The organism is Moorena sp. SIO3B2 (assembly GCF_010692525.1).
Classification (GTDB): domain Bacteria; phylum Cyanobacteriota; class Cyanobacteriia; order Cyanobacteriales; family Coleofasciculaceae; genus Moorena; species Moorena producens.
Map to the genome: position 1 here is coordinate 1 of NZ_JAAHHE010000038.1, position 17,908 is coordinate 17,908.

The window sequence follows — 17,908 nt, forward strand, 5'->3', positions numbered from 1 at the left end:
TTCCTGAACTACTGCTGACTTTTTCAGCTGGTCACCCACCAGGAGGTATTGACTCAAACTATTACTCTGACTAATTTGTCAGTTTTACTGAGATCTAGTCTACCGTACTTTTAAAAGAGCCGCACCCAAATAATATGTAGAGCAGTTATAAACCAATTTATAGCTGCTCTATATAACTATTGTTTGATTGATAATTTTTCTAAAAAAACATATACAGCAGTTTGCAATTCAATTAGGTACAAATTTCTAGGTTTTTAGGGAGCAGGGACTGAGGCCGTGGGCCACGCGGGGCGCGTTCGGAGCAGGGAGTAGGGAAGAGGGAAGAGGGAAAACAATCCTGTGTACCTGATAGTTATGCAAACCGCCGTAAAAAAATAATTTTTAATAATCTCTGATTAATTTACCCATAAATTTTAATTAATAAGTGGAGAAAATTAATCTAATTTCCACTTTTTTTATATTTCCTATTCTCGATTCCCGATTCTCGATTCCCGATTCCCGATTCCCGATTCCCTAATTCCTAAAACTCAACACAAAAATCCCTGAGGTTATTGTATGATATCAAGACAGTAAAAAGCATCAGCCATAATGACTATCGGGATTTGGGTACTAGGGGATCAACTTTGGACTCAACAATCAGCGCTAAACAGTTGTCAACAAAACCATCAAAATACGCCAGTAATTCTGATTGAATCCCTAAGCTACGTCCAACAAAGACGTTACCACCGCCAAAAACTCGTATTCATTTGGTCAGCCATGGGCCACTTTAAAACCAACTCGACTTAAGCAGCACAGAAGGATTTATTCGTCAAGTCCTGGGTTGGCGGGAATATATGCACGGCATTTATATCTATATGAACCCTGACTACTCCCAAAGCAATTGGTTCAACCACACCCAGCCCCTACCTGACTTTTACTGGCATGCCGAGAAAACAGACATGAACTGTTTACTCCAAATTTTGAGTCAGGTTGAACGAACCGGTTACGCCCATCACATTCAGCGACTGATGGTGTTGAGCAATTTTGCTCTAATTGTTGGAGTTTCCCCTCAATCGATCTTAGGTGCGCTTTCCGTTGGCGAATTAAATTCGCCACGGGTCGCACCTGAAGAATGGTTTCATGGAGCCTTTATTGATGCCTATGATTGGGTCATGCAAACCAATGTGATTGGTATGGGTCAGTTTGCCGATGGCGGCATCCTAGCATCCAAACCTTACGCTGCATCAGCTAATTACATCAATAAAATGAGCGACTACTGCAGCAGTTGTGCTTACAATCCTCGGAAACGCTCTGGGGAGGGAGCCTGTCCCTTTAATTTCTTTTACTGGGATTTTCTTTGCCGCCACCGTGACCAACTCAAGGCTCAAGGCCGCATGAGTTTAGTGTTGTCTCACTTGAACAAAATCTCTGATCAAGACATACAACAAATCCGTGAAGAAACTTTTAGGTGGCGTAGATACAATATATCTGACAATATCACATAATTAGGTTAGAAGCAATTAGTCAGTGGTTATATTTTTTTTCCTTGTCTTGATGCAATAGCGAGTGGGGGAAACCACGGCAATAGCGAGTGGGGGGAACCACGGCAATAGCGAGTGGGGGAAACCCCCAAGACCGCGCTGCCTCCCCAAGACCGCGCTGCCTCCCCAAGACCGCGCTGCATCGCTGTTTTTTCCTTAAGGAGTCAACTTAAGAGTTTGTTAATCAAAGTAAACTAATTAATTAGGTGTTTCAATATACAATGACCCGATCTGTGGTCACCAGTTTTCCACCGCCAACGAAACTGTAAGAATTCTTATCGTTTGTCCCAACTTTCCCCCACAGATTCCCCACTGTTTCCACACAGAGCTTCAAGCTTTTCCACAGTTTTCCCATAGTTTTCCACAAGCTTCAACGGTGGCATTAGGTATTCCAGTTTTACTGGGGATTTTCCCGACTTAGTATTCCGCAGCAGTTAAGACCGCAGTTTATGTAAAGTTATGTAACAAAAAAGCGCCTCAAACCCTGATTATTTCGTATACATTTCGGAATTTCAACAAGAGTTGTAATATTTCGCAGCATTGACAAACCCACCCCATTTCAGATGAAAATGGTGCGACCAACCTATAAAAAAATTTGCTCTAAGCTAACCTACGCCCAGTAGCAGCGGTTAGCACGGACTACCCTAGCCGATTTGGGGATAGTTCTTAACTAAAGCAAGGGTGGCATCAAAATTCAGTGCTTCGGTGCTAGCTTGTCTTGGCTTTCTTTTGGCCAAGGCAGTTATCTGAAGTGCTTGAAATCAGGTGGCTTTTTCCAAAAATACCTTTATATGAAGAGGTGAATATGAACGCAACCGTAAGTATCCTGGCAGAAATCCCCGAAGACCTGCACGAGTCTCTCAAGCGCTACCTAGAAACCCATCCTAGCTGGGACCAAGACCGGGTCTTCGCAGCAGCACTTTCTCTGTTTTTGCTCCAAAATGGTATTGGTAAGACCCCAGAAACATCCCAGAGTTATCGGGCTTGTGCTCGTGTGTATCTGGAATCCCTCTTTCAATATCCTGCTTAATTAATCCGGGATGGGGAAAGGTATAACGTGTGAAATATAACGTGTGAAATATAACGTGTAAAGTATGACGTGTCAAGTTCAGCACCCATGCCTGCACGGCTTCCCCCTACTCCCCACTCCCCTGTTTATGATGTCCGGAAACATCGAGATCATAAAGCTGAGGTGATGGGTAACCCATTACCCATTACCCATTACCCAAACGATTTTTGACCATGAGCACTATCGAAACAACCGGACAAATTACAATTCCTAAACTGATTGTGGGTTTAGGTAATCCGGAACCCAAGTACGATAAAACGCGGCACAATATCGGTTTTGAAGTGGTCGATGCGATCGCAGGTCGATTACAGATTTCAGGAAGCGAACATCGCCGGTTTCAGGGATGGTTTGGTCAAGGAATTGGACTAAAAGGAAATAAGCTAAGCTTGCTCAAGCCCCTGACATACATGAATCGCTCTGGACAAGCAATTCGGGCGGTGACTGATTGGTACAAGCTAAAACCTGAGTCAGTCCTGATCATTTATGATGATATGGACTTACCAGTAGGGCGTTTGCGTCTGCGCCTTTCTGGTTCAGCGGGAGGACACAATGGCATGAAATCCGCAATTGCCCATCTGGGTACGCAAAACTTCCCTCGCCTGCGGATTGGCATCGGCAAATCCAGTCAGAAGCCAGACACGATCTCCCACGTCCTAGGAAAATTTTCACCCCAGGAAGCCGAGTTAATGTCTGAGGTAGTCCAACTAGCAGTTGAGGCGGTTGAACTGTCTCTTAAGCAAGGTGTGGAAAAAGCAATGAGTCTCTACAATAATCGGAATCTAGCAACTATAGCAAAGGGAACAGGGAGTAGGGAGTAGGGAGTAGGGAGTAGGGAGTAGGGAGTAGGGAGTAGGGAAGTCGGAAGTGGTAACAAATTCTGTGTACCTCATAGGTATGATAAACGCTATAGTTATAGCGCTACGCAATAACTTACATAATCTGATTAAGGCAGGAGATATCAGCTGAGCCAAAGTGTACACTCAAGGCAATATTCAAGTTTTCCAGAGACGGGACTAACCAGGGTACGCTGTTTCTGGTTTGGGACTCGTAGTGGTTAAACAAAATCGAAAATCGCTTTTCTAAATAGGGCTTGACTTTACGGCAGATCAATACAATCTTGAGCAATAGTCCAGTGGTAATGGTGGTTCCTATATTGCCAATCAAATCAACAAATGTATAGTGATGGGGGCGCTGAGGGCTTTCCACCACCAAAAAATTTAACAATTGACTACAGGTGCGCACCACCATAAATTCATTTGGCCTTTGGTAATCCCATTCAGACAAGGTGTTTTGCAAATGACTATACAACCGCTTGTTAAACTGTTGCTTCCCATAGGCCGGGTCAATCGAGGCAATCAAATATTCATATAAATCGTCCTTGAAGTCTTTGAAACAGGCTGTGTGCTGACTGTGGGTATGGAAGCTACGAGCAACATCTTGGTAAGTGTAAGACCCTTGCACTTTGCCAAAAAACTGCTTGAGAGCACTCGCCAACTCTCGTTCGGTCAGCAATGTGGGATTTGACACTGGTTGAATAATTCGTCTTGGAGTCCTGATCTGCCGATTTCGCATGACATGGGCGCATCGCACCTGATAGGTTACGTACTTAGATAAATCACACTCAAAGCGCCGTTGAACCCTAGCTTGAACTTGCCGGACAGTTTGCTGATATTCCTGAGAGCTGTCTTCACTGAGTAAGCAATGTTCATATAAGTAGGGATACCGCTGAATCAAATTTGCCACTCGCTTAGAACCATTAGAGTATAGAGGTGTATCACTCATTACTATGGATAGACGTTGCAAAGTTAGATATTGCTCTGTTCTTTTGAACAGCTGCATTAGTTCCCGCAGGCGTCTAGGAGCCCGAGAGTGAACCCTCATTGGAGACGGCACATGATCAAACAGAGCTACCAATTCTTGGACTGCTCTTCTGGTGTTTGGTTTCAGATGCCAGTGATTGATCAGAATATGGCAGCAGCGATTGATCACAAATCGGAACTCTGTCCGAGCCCGTTTATCCATTACTATCTTTTCCAAGGCCAACCAGATGTCAAAATCTTCGTATCCCACTCCATCCAGGAAGAGCCTTTTGAAGCGTTCAATTGATTGCTTGGGTGATTCTACCCTTACCCACTGGAGTAAGTGATTGTAAACTTGCTGCTCTTGCAAGCTAATATGTCGAATTTCCGATTCTTTAGAGTCTCTCCAGGTGGTCACTTTAGGTAGCTCTCCTAGGTGCTAAAGCTAGGGCTCATCAATGGTGGTTGGCTTGAGAAGATGAAAATTCAACTTTAAATGGCTTAGCTAACACAAAGAGAGTTTGGGGTATCACAATATATCTACGGCAGTAGATATATTCTAATGATCACCTAAACTTTAGGTGAGCTATTATAGTATTAGTATATCTTCATCTAGTATTTACCTAATTGTGCCAATCAGTGGAAATTGTGAAAATTAAGTAAAAACAATGTGAAATTTATTGAATTACCTGGAAAATAGAGCGTTTAGAGAAAACAGCACAATTAGGACACTGGGAGAACAATAAGGTTATGGTGTGTCGGCTTCTTGTAGGAAAATTAGTTGACATTCTCGCCGCCAAGACAGTAGGCATTCCAGAAAAAATCCTGGAAAAGTCATTCACTGGCATTACCACTGATACCCGTAACCTGGAGCCGGGTCAACTATTTTTAGCACTGCGGGGTGAAAAGTTTGATGGTCATGATTATGCATCTCTGGCAGTAGAGAAGGGGGCATTAACGGTCATTGCTGAGGCGACTAAAGTTACCAAAATCGAAGGTTTGCCCCTGATTCAGGTAGAAAATACTCTCAAAGCCTACCAGCAAATTGCTCGGTGGTGGCGTGACCAGTTTCAGATTCCGGTGATTGCTGTCACTGGTTCTGTAGGCAAAACTACCACTAAGGAGCTAATCGCAGCAGTTTTGTCTACTAAAGGAACTGTACTCAAAACCCAGGCCAATTACAACAATGAAATCGGTGTACCCAAAACCTTGCTGGAGTTGACACCAGACCATGACTATGCTGTAATCGAGATGGCAATGCGTGGTTCAGGACAGATTGCTGAATTGACCGAGATCGCCAACCCTACGGTAGGGGTGATTACTAATGTGGGTACAGCTCATATTGGTCTGTTGGGTTCTACTGAAGCGATCGCAAAAGCCAAGTGTGAGTTATTAGCCCATATGTCCAACAACGGTGTCGCGGTTCTCAATCACGACAATCAACGCCTAATTGACACCGCAGCTCAGGTTTGGCAAGGGCAAACCTTAACCTATGGTTTAGAGGGTGGTGATGTCCAAGGACAGTTGATTGCACCGGAAATCCTGAAAGTAGAGGGCATGGAGTTTCCCATCCCCCTCCCAGGTCGCCACAATGCCCTGAACTATCTCGCGGCCCTAGCCATTGGGAAATTATTGGGGGTGGATTGGGAAACCCTCAGGAATGGTTTAAACGTTGAGCTACCCCCAGGGCGATCCCAGCGTTATGAGTTACCTAACGATGTAGTGATTCTTGATGAAACCTACAATGCTGGAGTTGAATCTATGGTAGCTGCTCTCGAAATGCTGGCTCAGACTCCTGGGAAACGACATATAGCAGTACTTGGGGCGATGAAGGAATTGGGAACCAAATCCGGTGAACTTCATCAGCAAGTCGGTCAAAAGGTTGAGCAACTCAATCTAGATGGCTTGCGGATTTTGGTGGATGAAAGTGAGCCAGAAGCAGAAGCGATCGCAACCGGTGTTACTTCGGTGCCAGTTGAGTCTTTCTGTGACTCTAATCCTCTAGTGGAACATCTACTGGAGTTTGTCCAACCTGGAGATCGTCTATTGTTTAAAGCCTCCCATTCCGTTGGTCTCGATCAGGTAGTCAAGCAGTTTAAAGCAGGATTTTCCAAGCAAGATTGATACAGAGCCAACAAATCTGGACTTATCCCCAGATTGGCGATAGTTTACCGCTGAAAACTTGCTCAGCTGGCCCAGTCATGTAAACTCGCTGGTCGGTTTCGGACCATTCAATGTCGAGACAACCACCAGGAAGCTCCACGGTACAAATGCGATCGCTTTTCTGAGTTAACACACCAGCTACCACAGAAGCACAAGCCCCCGTGCCACAGGCGAGAGTTGCCCCAGCACCCCGCTCCCAAACCCGCATCTTGAGATAATCAGGGCGCACCACTTGGATAAATTCTGTATTGGTTCGTTGGGGGAAAACTGAGTGATGCTCAAACAGCGGACCAATAGTTTCCAGAGGTATGGCATCCGCATCCTCCACAAAGGTGATACAGTGAGGATTACCCATACTGACACAGGTAACCTCCCATAATTTGTCAGCTATTTCGATCGGGGTATTGATTACCTTTTGGTCAGCCTCTGCCAAAACAGTCGGAATTTGAGCTGCACTAAGCTGGGGCATGCCCATATCCACCCTGACTTTACCATCGTCCTTGAGTTCAGGAATGATCACCCCAGCCAGGGTATGGATCCGATAGTGTGTTTTGTGATTAGCCCCCTCTAAATCAGCCAGAAACTTTGCTAAACAGCGAATCCCATTACCACACATCTCTGGTTCAGAACCATCAGAGTTGAAAATCCGCATCGTATAGTCAGTACCCTCTTGTCCAGGCAGGGCAAAAATCACACCATCTGCACCGATTCCAAAATTGCGCACGCATAGCTGTAGCGCTTGCTCTGAGGTTATTCTGGGTTTTGGGTCATCCCGATTATCAATCAGAATAAAGTCATTCCCCAGTCCATGGTACTTTGTAAACTCCATAGTCAACCTCCTGATTCATCTGCTCTGGCGCAATGGTAATTCTTTTGCAGCCTTTTGTTTAAGTTTCGCGAATTTTCGTCGATTTAGCTACCGACTGATTAAAATACTTTTTCTGATTATGCTGCCCAAAATCCCAAAAACCCTCCTGGCCAAGTATGATTGGTTATGATTGGTAGGGTTCCCAAACATCCCACGATTTTTTGTGATTATGGCCCAATTCGATACCGGCTTGCCCAGTATTAGTCAAATTCAAGGCTATATCAAAGACCAACAACTCCTAGAGCTAAAACTTCTCACTGGGGATTCCTTCAGGGGGAAGTTGTGCTGGCAAGATCAAAACTGCCTGTGTCTGATCACTCAAGATCAGCAGACCATCATGATCCCTCATCATGCGATCGCTTATCTAAAGCCAGAGGCAGCTGAAGGCTGAAGGCTCAAGGCTCAAGGCTCAAGACTGTTCGCCGGATAGCCTTCGGTTTAGGGTAGGCTGAAATGGGTTTATTGGTGGATCAAGGTTAACTAAAAACTTGATCCACAACCAAGCATTACCCTTCAACCTTTTAGAATTTAGAATTTAGAATTTAGAATTTAGAATTTAGAATTTAGAATTTAGAATTTAGACTTCTGGCTTCTACCTTCTGCCTTCTGCCTTCTGCCTTCTGCCTTCTACCTTCTGCCTTCTGCCTTCTGCCTTCTGCCTTCTGCCTTCTGCCTTCACCATTCTACCTTCTTAATTCTGCCTTCTTAATTCTACATTCTAAATTCTGCATTCTACATTCATACTTCGTACTTTATTTTTGATTTACAACTTATAGCTTAGTCCAGTCAGTAACAATATAGTTGCAATAATACAGCCCAAGCATCCCAGGGCAAGATTAGTCATATTTGATTGACTTGCTGATGCTAGGGCTGTATTGAGATCCGGTGAAGTTAGACGTTCATAGTTTTTTATTGCTACATTAGCTTCTGGTAAAGAAGAGATCAGACTACCAATAAAATAATGTAATCCCACAAAAACTGCTGAGCCCAACCACTGACTTAATACTGAACTATAGAGTTCCGTATACGCCAAAAATAAGGCATTTAAAATATAACATAATACCGTCAGTGATATAGTACCTAAAATAAACTTCCACCAACTTGACTCAAAATCTTCCTCAGTTATATCTTCAAATAATCCTGGGCGCTTAGTTTTCAAGTTATTTTCAAAATACACAAATATACCGATCCCAATTATACAGATAAACACTCCGATTAATAACCAGTGCCATGTTCTCAATGGGATGTCTTCTGATAAATAATTAAACTGAAACCCTCCCGTTAGGCACCAATAGGCTACACTGGCAAATCCAAACATAGTTAAAGACATGATTGAATGCCAAACAACCAACTTTTTTTCACTATTAATTAGAGTAAGTAGACTTAAGATATTATTGAAATCCCTCTTAAAAAACCACTTAACTAAAACAAATAATGGAGCAACAATAAACATAAGATAAATGTTGGCAAAATTGGAGCCTAGTGGGGTAGCTATCCCTCCTAGCCTACCTAATCCCAGTGAGACAAGCATTAAAAGTAACTCAGGATTATTGGTACTTGAGTTAATCACCAAGGTGCGTTGCTCGCGCCCTAAATAGTCACCAGCAAGACCCGCTGCACAGCTCACCATCAAGTCAGTGGTGTAGGGAATTAACCAAAAGCAAAATGTTACGGCTGTAATTAAAGAAATCACCAGGAATGGGATTTCACCAATGAAATCATGGAGCTTGATGATCCAACTGTCCATTAATTTAAACCTCGACTTAGTTTGGCAATCGTGAGTTACCCTTAAAAAAACTATTTCATAGTTTGGTATTGATTGATATAGAGCATCCATCGACCGAATTAGCCTAACCGTTAGTGTGATAGACTATCGACCTTAGTTAGATGTCCTTTTATGATGGCACCTGGCTCAAGATTCCCGGTCCCGTTCATCTGCAAACTAGATGGAATTGGAAACACACTGGGCTAAATGATAGTCTATGCCCTAGTAGCTAAAGAGTAAAAATCTTAGTCTAATTTGTATAAGTCAGTGAAATCACTATCCTCTCATGGCTCACTATCAGGGCTAGAGCACTATTCTCCTTCTAGTCCCACCCCACTTCTGAGTGCAAAGCACCTTGCAAAAGGTCTGATTAAAACGACAGCAATAGCCCTGGCATCGGGTTTTGTAGCCCTGTGCCAACCAGTGCAAGCTTTACAGGTACAAGTTCAACCAGACAATCCCCAGTTAGGCGATACTTTGTCAGTGGTAATTCAAACCGAAACAGTCGGTTCACCACCGAGCGTTTCTATGGGTCAAAAGACCTATCCTACCTTTGCAACAGGGACAAATCGTTATCGAGCTTTAGTACCCACTACACCATTAGATAAACCAGGAAAATTGGTTTTGCGGGTGGCTGGTGATGGTAAAGTCAACAACATAGCTGTACCACTTAAGAATCGCTCTTTCCCTGTCCAACGCATCTGGCTGTCTGGCAAAGCCTCTGCCCCAGCAACCCAATTTGAATTAAATCGGGTTGCCCAGTTTAAAAAATTAGTGACACCAGAAAAATTCTGGAATGGTAAGTTCTATAGACCCAACAATGCTCGTGTCTCCAGCGTTTTCGGTATTCGTCGCTACTACAACGGTGTCTTTGCTAACAACTACTACCATCGTGGTGTTGACTATGCCGGTGGCTTCGGTTCACCAGTAGTAGCACCAGCAGCAGGACGAATAGCACTAGTAGGACGAGAGTCTCAAGGTTTCCGGGTTCATGGTAACACCGTAGGGATTAACCATGGTCAAGGGGTACTCAGTATTATGCTGCACTTGAGCCAAATTAAAGTTAAAGAGGGGGATTTCGTTCAAGCTGGCCAGGTCATTGGTAGCATTGGTTCTACAGGTGCTTCCACTGGTCCTCATCTACATTGGGGTCTCTATGTTCACGGTCAGTCGGTTGACCCAGTACCCTGGAGATGGGAAGGTGTAAATTGACTTTCCGCCAGCCCATCACTTAGCTAAACCGCGAGAAGCCCCGCACTTTACCTTCATTGGGTAAGTGTCGTATGGGAAGCGCGGGGCAAGGGTCGGAACGTCGAAATGCCAATGGGCTATACTAGGGACAGTAGGGAAAACAAATTAAGAGCTAACCGCCACCTACTAGCTAAACATAGAACGAGTTGTATTGTTCCGGCGCGGAGGGGCATCCCGTGTCGTTAATAAAGTAACCCGTGTAACCGAATCGTTGGATGGTGTTGGTAAGAAGCCCGCGCTGTACCGCGCTTGTCAGCGTCGGGAGTATGTCACCTGGATCACCTATACTATAACTAAGCCAGCACATTTGATATCATAGATAAATCTAAACATCAAGGGTAAAGGTTAAAGGTTAAAGGTAACCGGCAAGAGCGAACAATTTTCTTTCCTCTTGCCCTTTCCCAATTAGTTAGCTGTTAACTTGTCCTTCCTTTAGGACTTAGTCGTTATTTACCATTACTCAATAAATTCCTCGTGTTTGCAGTTAGTCATGGGCTAAAGCCCTATGCCTCACTTACTCCTACTCTTTTTTTGATTTTACTAGGAAATTCCACTAACCACTCACTTCCCTTCACGAAATTCCCCAGATTCATCTATCGGGATCAGCTTAATCAGATCAAGACGAAGCTAAATTCCTAGATTATACTATTAATTATTTTAACCATTAAACCAATAGCTATTCAATCTACTCATGAGAATTGAGCAAATTATAGAAAAAGCCTTGAAAGATGGGTACTTAACTCCCCTGATGGAGAGTGAGGTCGGTCGCCTTTGTGACACAGCTTCGGAACTCTCCATTGAAGAATATATGGCATTAGACAAACTGATGGGGGCGCTTCTATCTGGTGAAGTGGTTACAGTTGCTCGCAAGCAGTTTATCAATGTCATGGAAGAGTTGGTATTAAGCGAAGCAATTGATCAAGTTACCAAGATAGAAGACAAGAGCGATCGCTTTCTGGAGGTAGGAGATATTGCTGCCTATGCCCTCAATAGACTGCCCCCTCTCTATGCTACTACCGAGAAAGGTGCTCAATACCAGCGTAAAAGAGCAAAGCAAGACCTAATGGATTTAATTAACCATCAAGTCAAGGATGCCATAGCCAAATACCTAGAGCGACCTCATTTTGGCGCTGATCGCCAAGCAATCCGCAAACAAACCAGCAAAGATCTGATGGGACAGATTAGTAACATGTTAGAGGGCTGTGCACCAGGCTTTGAGCCAAAGCCTCAGCGCTCAAATGGATTACATGGATTACGTTGAGTCATTGTTAACATGTGATGTTTAAAAAAACATTTTAAAGTATAATTTTTACAACTGAAATGTTTAATTCCTGACAATGACTGGTGTTCCTAGACTGACCTGCTCATACAACTGTTTAATATCCTGGTTGAGCATCCGTAAGCAGCCGTGGGAAACCGCTTTGCCGATTAGCTCTTCTTCATCAGTGCCATGAAGCCCGATTTGATGGTGCCCGTCAGACCAAAAACCAATCCACCTTTCTCCTAAAGGATTATCAGGTCCAGGAGGTATGAGTTCACCAGTAATCGGTTCTTTCCAAATAGGGTTGGGTTGTTTGCGAATAATTTTGAAACTGCCAGTGGGTGTATCCCAACCTGGTTTACCAATAGCAACTGGGTGGCTCTGGAGCAATTGTTCTCCCCAGTACAAGTAAACCGTAGTATCACTCAAATCCACAACTACCTGGTAAGTAATAGCAGCAATTGCGTCAGTAAAATAAGAGGTGGCTGGTAAAACCTTGGGAATTTTTGATTTCAGTCTCTTTGGCGTTACCTGAGGTTCTACCAGATCTGAGGCTGTCTTTTCGGATGACAACGGTTCCAGTTCTGGGTATACTGAAGAGGTTTTTGTCAACGTCTTATCTGTACTGAGTCCTGCTATGGTCAACCGAGAGGTTGCTGGCAAGACCTGGCTAATTTCAGGTGTAAGTTGCTTCAGCTTAAGCTGTGGTAGTTTAGCTGAGATTAACAATCCTGCTGACCCAAAGCAAAAGATCATTAAGCTGGTGTTAATTGAGTGGATTATGGCCATAATTAATTTAATTAATAGTTAATTAATAGGTAATGACTAGTTAATTTAATAGTTAATTAGCTGTTTACTGGCTCAGTCCACTACGAGCGTGAAAATGTAAGATAGACTAGTGCTCGATGAACGGGAACCAATCGCAGAAGTTGGGAGTCAATGAGAGGAAGAAAGTTTTAAAAGCTATTCCAATCATGAGCCAACCAATTTCTCTATCCTGGTCAACAGAGGTAAAGCTTCCTCAAGTGCCGGTGCAACCTGAGAAACTCTCTAACTATGATTTGGTTTTACGCTGTCAGGAAGGTATGAGTCCTGACCGCACAGCCTTTGCTGAGCTACTACGTCGGTATCAGTCCCACGTGGACAAGATTTTGTATCACTTAGCACCAGACTGGCAAGATCGCTCCGATTTAGCCCAAGAGGTCTGGATTAGGGTTTACCGTAATATTAAACGACTTAATGAACCAGTCAAGTTCAAAGGTTGGTTAAGCCGTATTGCCACCAATCTGTTCTATGATGAGCTCCGCAAACGCAAGCGGGTAGCCCACCCCCTGTCTCTGGATGCACCACGTCATATGGATGATGGCGATATGGATTGGGAAATTGCTTCAGCAGAGCCTGGTCCAGAAGAAGATATGACGACCAGAGAGTTTTATGAGCAACTGCACAAGGCAATATCAGAGTTGCCAGAAGTGTTTCGTACTACCATTATCCTTAGGGAAATCGAAGGTATGGCTTATGAGGAAATTGCCGAAATTACTGGCGCTTCTCTCGGAACCGTTAAGTCTAGAATTGCTAGAGCAAGAGCGAGATTGCAATCTCACCTGCAAGCTTATCTAGATTCCTAAACATCAGTATAGTTACTTAATAATATATCAAATCTTGACAAGGCTTGCTTAATCAGATCTTTATCTAAAGCGCATAATTTGAGAAGACAAGCTTGATCAAATCTTTATCTAAAGCGCCGGATTTCCTTTATTGCTTATTCCCTTAAAATGAAAAATATGGGAGATCTAGTGTGGGGAGTTTACGATGACTCGTTGGTGATGAGAAAATGACCTCTAAATTTAACCCTAACCCTGATAACACTTATGGGCAGGAATCTGCCAAAGATATGGATTCCCTCAAGCGCGATCGCGAAGCGTGGCCTACGGCCAATCGCTTTAAATTAATCAGTGCCTACGTTGATGGGGAAGTAACATCAGCAGAGCGCTCTGATGTGCAGCAGCTATTGGCAACTGACCCAGATGCCAAACGATTATACAATCGACTGCTGATGCTACGTCAGGCATTCCGAACCATGCCCGTCCCACCAACAGAGCAACCAGCTCAAGAACTGGTACAGCAAGTTTTCTCAAAAATTGACCGCCGCCGGAATCGCCGAAAATTCGTTTGGGGTGGTGCTGCCCTTGCTGCCATGTTTGTCGGCGCGGTTTCGATGATTGGGTCTAATGGGCCCTCACCAGTGCCACAGATGGCCACTAACCCAACTCCATTGCCAAAAGCAGAACCCCTCAGGATTGCTCTGAATCGACCGCTGCTGGAGATACCTAAAGCTCCAGTGTCATCTCCTAGACCGGCTGGGATTATACCAGAACTTAAGGGAAATGTCAATAATCCTAATTTGAATTAAATTAACTTAAATGGGATAAATAAATGGGATAAATGGTTCTTGCCTCGGCTTGGAACTAATCGCTATTTCAGTTTTTACTATTTCAGTGTTTAGCTTGTAGTTTGCTGATCAACTCATAAAACGGCTCCCAATTATCTTCCTGAGTAATTGGCTCCCAAACTGCCTCAATCACAGGTCTAAGTAAAGCAGTTTGCGGATTCTTATCTCGCAAAAGTGCTGACATATCCTTGAGCTGATCAACTGATAAATTTTGTAAAAGGTGGTGGTAGAAATTGCGCCAATCTGCTAGGGAGGAATACTTAGCATCTGACTCCCAAAAGGATTCTCGGCTCATTATCTTACTAACATCATCTCGCCAACTCTTATCAAACTGTTGGGCTAATTCAGCAAAGAAAGCGTGATAACCCACCTGAGTATCTTGCAGGAACTGAATCGTTAACCTCAATAACTCTGACTCTTCCGATTCTGGCAACTGTTCAAATCCCAGTTTATTCAGCATCAAGTGCCGATAATTGCGGTAATAATGTTTCCCAAACTCGGCTAAACCTGCTTCCATCTCCGATGTTGGGATTACCATCCCTAACGGTTGCTGAAGCATTTCTAAATTTAACTGACAAATTCCAGGCTGATTGCCGTAACTATAGCGCCTGTAATAGTCAAAGTAAGCAGCGGTAAACTTAGGGTCATAGGTGGGGATAAAGGCATAAGGTCCATAATCAAAACTTTCTCCAGTAATCGACATATTGTCGGTATTTAAGACACCGTGACAAAAACCCGCTGCCATCCACTGGGCTGCCAATCGAGCCACTCGTTCCACCAACTCGGCGTAAAACTGAGCATACTGCTCTTGTTTCTTATCCTCCCTGAGGGGGATGATGGCTGGGTAGTACTGCTCAATCACATGGTCTAATAGCTTTTTGATTAAATCCGGACGCTTAAAGTAATGCAGTCGCTCAAAGGTACCAAACCGGATATGGGAACGGCTAAAACGTACTATCACTGATGAGCGAGTTGGAGAGGGTTCATCACCCCGCCACAGTTGCTCACCAGTTTCAATCAGGCTCAGACAACGGGAGGTCAAAACGCCAAGATTGTGCAACGCTTCAGCTGCAAGTACTTCCCGCACCCCTCCTTTGAGGGTCAGTCTACCATCGGCAGTTCGGGAGTAGGGTGTGGTGCCAGAGCCTTTGGTACCGAAGTCGTAAAGTTCCCCATCGATACCTCTTACTTGACCATAGAGAAAACCTCTGCCATCCCCTAGTCTAGGGTTATATTCACCAAATTGATAGCCGTGGTAGCGCAGGGCTAAAAAGGGTCGAACTCCCTGAAATTTACCGAAAGCTTGGATAAAGTCTTGGTCGTTAGTGTCTTGGGGATTTAACCCAATACGGGGTAGCAATTGGTCGTTACGAAACCGCAGGATATGCCTGGGAAATTCTGCTGCTGCTACTTCGTCAAAATAGTCATATCCCAGGGATTCTAAAGCTGGCTCGTAGTTGAGAGAAAGGAACATATCGATCAGGGCTTCTTAGCTCTTAGGGAATAGGTTGGCAAAGGAATAGTTTTTTTATTCACCACAAAGACCCAAAGAATGATAAACCATCTAAGATTGTTAACGAAGGAAGAAAGCAGATTTGATCTAAGATATGCCTAATTCTATAATGTTCCAGGAAGATGGGTATGTAGTTCTCGAAACGAATCAACCAGAGGTGATTCTGACTCCAATGGAGTTAAAGTCAAAGTTAATGGCAATCTTGGCAAATCGTCAGGATGATTTGCCCAGGGATTTGCAGCATTTGACCTCTTTGGAGGAGCAAGGACAGTATTTGATGGAGACCAGCTGTGAATTAGATGTAGGACCTGGAGAGTATTTACAGTGGTATGTAGTCCGCCTGTAGAAACTATACCGGCAACAGAACAGGAGCGCTGAGCGCCGATGTCTAGGCAAGAACTCGGCGCTCAGCGTGACGGGTTGGTATATGACCGACTGTTTGAAATCAGAATCCCCGTCTAGGTAACAGCGGGGAGCTTTAAAGGTAAGGTCTTTACACGCTGGTGCTTTCTTCGGGCATTGCCACTAGTGCTACATCCACCTGGTCTTCTTCAAGTTGGGTTAAATCTACTTTAATACCAGGTCCAAAGAATTTTTCCAGTTTTTCCTGCTTTTTGAGCCAAGTCTCAAAAGGAATTAGTGGGGAGTCAAATTCGAGAATTAAGGCATAAGCACCATCCACCGAAGTTTCTCGTAAACCCATCAACACAGGTCTTTCTTCATCAGTAGGAGATAAACCCAGGCTTTCCAAGGAACTATCTAGATGGGCTTCTTGACCATAACGATATCGCGTTACGTCTTTGCGAATTTGATTTTGGATTGGGGTGGCGGTTTCCTCTCGCAGCGTCAGGACTTCAGGAATTGTTGGTTGGCTTAATTCTACAGGCTTTAACTCCGCAGCTTTGAGGGCAAGACCTCCTAGTAGAATTGGAATTCCGTAAAAGAATCCCACTAGATTCACTGTAGCATTATCGGTGGCGTAGGCAACAAAGCCGATTACGGTCAGTAATCCACCAATGACTAGACCTAAAGTTCCTAGGGAAGTTCGGGGTAACATTATTTAGCTATGTAACAGAAATAACTCCAGTTTTATTATCCTAGAGCGCTGGTCAAGTCATAGAAGTTGACAAAATGACCGATATATGGGTTAAAGTAAAATTCCTCCACTCCTATCCCCCCTATTTCCCCTATACCCCATTGACAGCTCATCAAATTGACCCAATACTTCATTCTGACTTAACCGATATTCCAGACTCTGGCTAAGTCAGAATGAAGTAATAAATGCACCCAGTCTTTCTCTGACATACTTTATTCCCCTTTTTATGGGAAAATTTGATCGTTATTATAAAATTGTTGTAGACAAGAGACAGCCAAAAATGGAATTGGAAAAAATTAAGGAGCGAATTACCTTAATCACCAGTAAACGGGAATCCTTGCTACGGCTTCTGGAGCAACCAGATTTGGGAACCCTCCGAATTGATGTTAATCAAGCCCTAGAAGAACTCGATGACCTAATCGATGAATTTAAGCGTACTTTCCCCGAATAGAAAGGCTAACTGATTCCTAAAAAAATTGGCGTTGCTGATTAATGGAATAACTCAAGGTAATAGATAATTAGGAAATCAGCTGACTATAACTGCACAATTCCTTAGTTTAGCAGCGCCTTATTCTAGTTTTCCTTTCTCAGCTAATTTTAGCTAGTGGTTGTAGACAGTTAACTTTATCCCTCCCCATTTCCCTAACTAAATTAATTAGATCTGAAGTGGCAACATCTTTCCTACAAAAGATATCAACGGGAGCAGTTTGGCTCATCACTTCAATTTGGGGGTCTTCTACTGAAGAGTAGGCAATGATTTTAGTGTCTGGCTCTAGGCTTTTGATCCGGGTGGCTGCACTTAGACCATCCATCATAGGCATTTGTAGATCAAGTACAATCACATCCGGGTGATGGCACTCTACCATATCAATGGCTTCTTTCCCGTTACTAGCAAGAGCAACTATCTCAATATTCTCCTGAGCCGAAAATGCTAAATGAAGGCTATATCGAGTTAATTCATGGTCGTCAACTACTAGAACTCGCAAGGCAGGATGCTCACAGGACAACATAGGAAGACGCTGATCATTGTTTGACTTTTTCAGTCTAATAAGTTAGATTGTAAAATTTTATCTACCTTTCGAGATAATCAACTCATCATTTCATGAATTTATTACATTGACGACAATACCAATTTACATTGATACGTAGAA

Annotated in this window: 19 protein-coding genes and 1 pseudogene; 13 read left to right on the forward strand and 7 right to left on the reverse strand. The window is 43.7% G+C overall.

Annotated elements, in window-relative coordinates:
• Positions 1-588: 588 nt before the first annotated feature.
• The 5 genes and pseudogenes from F6K38_RS43305 (at position 589) to pth (ending at position 3,407) form a co-directional block, all read left to right on the forward strand.
• Positions 589-786: a cryptochrome/photolyase family protein gene (locus tag F6K38_RS43305; RefSeq protein WP_008190035.1), complete on the forward strand. Its 198-nt coding sequence runs from the start codon at positions 589-591 to the stop codon at positions 784-786.
• A pseudogene (locus F6K38_RS11940) lies at positions 771-1,484 on the forward strand (cryptochrome/photolyase family protein); the annotation flags it as partial. The gene F6K38_RS43305 and the pseudogene F6K38_RS11940, both read left to right, overlap by 16 nt.
• Before the next feature lie 841 nt (positions 1,485-2,325).
• Positions 2,326-2,550 (forward strand): DUF2811 domain-containing protein, encoded by a 225-nt coding sequence (locus tag F6K38_RS11945; RefSeq protein ID WP_070391159.1) that lies wholly within the window; start codon positions 2,326-2,328, stop codon positions 2,548-2,550.
• 87 nt (positions 2,551-2,637) lie between these two features.
• The gene (locus tag F6K38_RS11950) at positions 2,638-2,760 is read left to right on the forward strand and encodes a hypothetical protein (RefSeq protein WP_287356655.1); all 123 of its coding nucleotides are present in this window, start codon (positions 2,638-2,640) and stop codon (positions 2,758-2,760) included.
• A gap of 2 nt (positions 2,761-2,762) precedes the next feature.
• A complete protein-coding gene (pth, locus tag F6K38_RS11955) occupies positions 2,763-3,407 on the forward strand; it encodes an aminoacyl-tRNA hydrolase (RefSeq protein WP_287267605.1) in 645 nt (214 codons plus the stop codon).
• A gap of 112 nt (positions 3,408-3,519) precedes the next feature.
• On the opposite strand, the gene F6K38_RS11960 is transcribed toward pth, so the two are convergent.
• On the reverse strand, positions 3,520-4,806 hold the full coding sequence (locus tag F6K38_RS11960) for a Sll1247 family protein (RefSeq protein ID WP_008190025.1): 1,287 nt from the start codon (positions 4,804-4,806) through the stop codon (positions 3,520-3,522).
• A 332-nt stretch (positions 4,807-5,138) separates the two neighbouring features.
• On the opposite strand from F6K38_RS11960, the gene F6K38_RS11965 reads away from it, so the two are divergent.
• A complete protein-coding gene (locus tag F6K38_RS11965) occupies positions 5,139-6,512 on the forward strand; it encodes a UDP-N-acetylmuramoyl-tripeptide--D-alanyl-D-alanine ligase (protein ID WP_287267603.1) in 1,374 nt (457 codons plus the stop codon).
• A 22-nt stretch (positions 6,513-6,534) separates the two neighbouring features.
• Here the strand turns inward: F6K38_RS11965 and dapF are convergent, their stop codons facing one another.
• Entirely contained in the window at positions 6,535-7,386 is an 852-nt protein-coding gene (dapF, locus tag F6K38_RS11970; protein WP_287254109.1) for a diaminopimelate epimerase, read from the reverse strand.
• 202 nt (positions 7,387-7,588) lie between these two features.
• Here dapF and F6K38_RS11975 point away from each other — a divergent pair, with 202 nt between their 5' ends.
• Positions 7,589-7,810 carry an Hfq-related RNA-binding protein gene (locus tag F6K38_RS11975; protein ID WP_008190019.1) on the forward strand — a complete coding sequence of 74 codons (222 nt, stop codon included), beginning with the start codon at positions 7,589-7,591 and terminating at the stop codon, positions 7,808-7,810.
• Positions 7,811-8,182: 372 nt separating this feature from the next.
• On the opposite strand, the gene F6K38_RS11980 is transcribed toward F6K38_RS11975, so the two are convergent.
• Positions 8,183-9,256, reverse strand: coding sequence for a hypothetical protein (locus F6K38_RS11980; protein ID WP_287254106.1), 1,074 nt, complete (start codon positions 9,254-9,256; stop codon positions 8,183-8,185).
• 195 nt (positions 9,257-9,451) lie between these two features.
• Here F6K38_RS11980 and F6K38_RS11985 point away from each other — a divergent pair, with 195 nt between their 5' ends.
• Both F6K38_RS11985 and F6K38_RS11990 read left to right on the forward strand, forming a co-directional pair.
• Entirely contained in the window at positions 9,452-10,396 is a 945-nt protein-coding gene (locus tag F6K38_RS11985) for a M23 family metallopeptidase (protein ID WP_008190014.1), read from the forward strand.
• Between the two features lie 730 nt (positions 10,397-11,126).
• Positions 11,127-11,696: a late competence development ComFB family protein gene (locus tag F6K38_RS11990; RefSeq protein WP_008190011.1), complete on the forward strand. Its 570-nt coding sequence runs from the start codon at positions 11,127-11,129 to the stop codon at positions 11,694-11,696.
• A 63-nt stretch (positions 11,697-11,759) separates the two neighbouring features.
• On the opposite strand, the gene F6K38_RS11995 is transcribed toward F6K38_RS11990, so the two are convergent.
• On the reverse strand, positions 11,760-12,485 hold the full coding sequence (locus tag F6K38_RS11995) for a L,D-transpeptidase (RefSeq protein ID WP_008190009.1): 726 nt from the start codon (positions 12,483-12,485) through the stop codon (positions 11,760-11,762).
• A 185-nt stretch (positions 12,486-12,670) separates the two neighbouring features.
• Here F6K38_RS11995 and F6K38_RS12000 point away from each other — a divergent pair, with 185 nt between their 5' ends.
• Together F6K38_RS12000 and F6K38_RS12005 are read left to right on the forward strand one after the other, a co-directional pair.
• Positions 12,671-13,324: a sigma-70 family RNA polymerase sigma factor gene (locus tag F6K38_RS12000; RefSeq protein ID WP_044495298.1), complete on the forward strand. Its 654-nt coding sequence runs from the start codon at positions 12,671-12,673 to the stop codon at positions 13,322-13,324.
• 206 nt (positions 13,325-13,530) lie between these two features.
• Positions 13,531-14,109, forward strand: coding sequence for an anti-sigma factor family protein (locus F6K38_RS12005; RefSeq protein WP_287251596.1), 579 nt, complete (start codon positions 13,531-13,533; stop codon positions 14,107-14,109).
• Between the two features lie 82 nt (positions 14,110-14,191).
• On the opposite strand, the gene F6K38_RS12010 is transcribed toward F6K38_RS12005, so the two are convergent.
• Complete coding sequence (locus tag F6K38_RS12010; RefSeq protein ID WP_008190002.1) at positions 14,192-15,622, reverse strand: protein adenylyltransferase SelO; 1,431 nt, start codon at positions 15,620-15,622, stop codon at positions 14,192-14,194.
• A gap of 133 nt (positions 15,623-15,755) precedes the next feature.
• On the opposite strand from F6K38_RS12010, the gene F6K38_RS12015 reads away from it, so the two are divergent.
• Entirely contained in the window at positions 15,756-16,007 is a 252-nt protein-coding gene (locus tag F6K38_RS12015) for a CRR7 family NDH-1 assembly protein (protein ID WP_044495296.1), read from the forward strand.
• A 147-nt stretch (positions 16,008-16,154) separates the two neighbouring features.
• Here the strand turns inward: F6K38_RS12015 and F6K38_RS12020 are convergent, their stop codons facing one another.
• Positions 16,155-16,718 carry a DUF2854 domain-containing protein gene (locus F6K38_RS12020; protein ID WP_008189999.1) on the reverse strand — a complete coding sequence of 188 codons (564 nt, stop codon included), beginning with the start codon at positions 16,716-16,718 and terminating at the stop codon, positions 16,155-16,157.
• Positions 16,719-17,037: 319 nt separating this feature from the next.
• Here F6K38_RS12020 and F6K38_RS12025 point away from each other — a divergent pair, with 319 nt between their 5' ends.
• On the forward strand, positions 17,038-17,208 hold the full coding sequence (locus tag F6K38_RS12025; protein ID WP_165691818.1) for a hypothetical protein: 171 nt from the start codon (positions 17,038-17,040) through the stop codon (positions 17,206-17,208).
• A 136-nt stretch (positions 17,209-17,344) separates the two neighbouring features.
• Here the strand turns inward: F6K38_RS12025 and F6K38_RS12030 are convergent, their stop codons facing one another.
• On the reverse strand, positions 17,345-17,767 hold the full coding sequence (locus F6K38_RS12030; protein WP_287251595.1) for a response regulator: 423 nt from the start codon (positions 17,765-17,767) through the stop codon (positions 17,345-17,347).
• Positions 17,768-17,908: the final 141 nt, after the last annotated feature.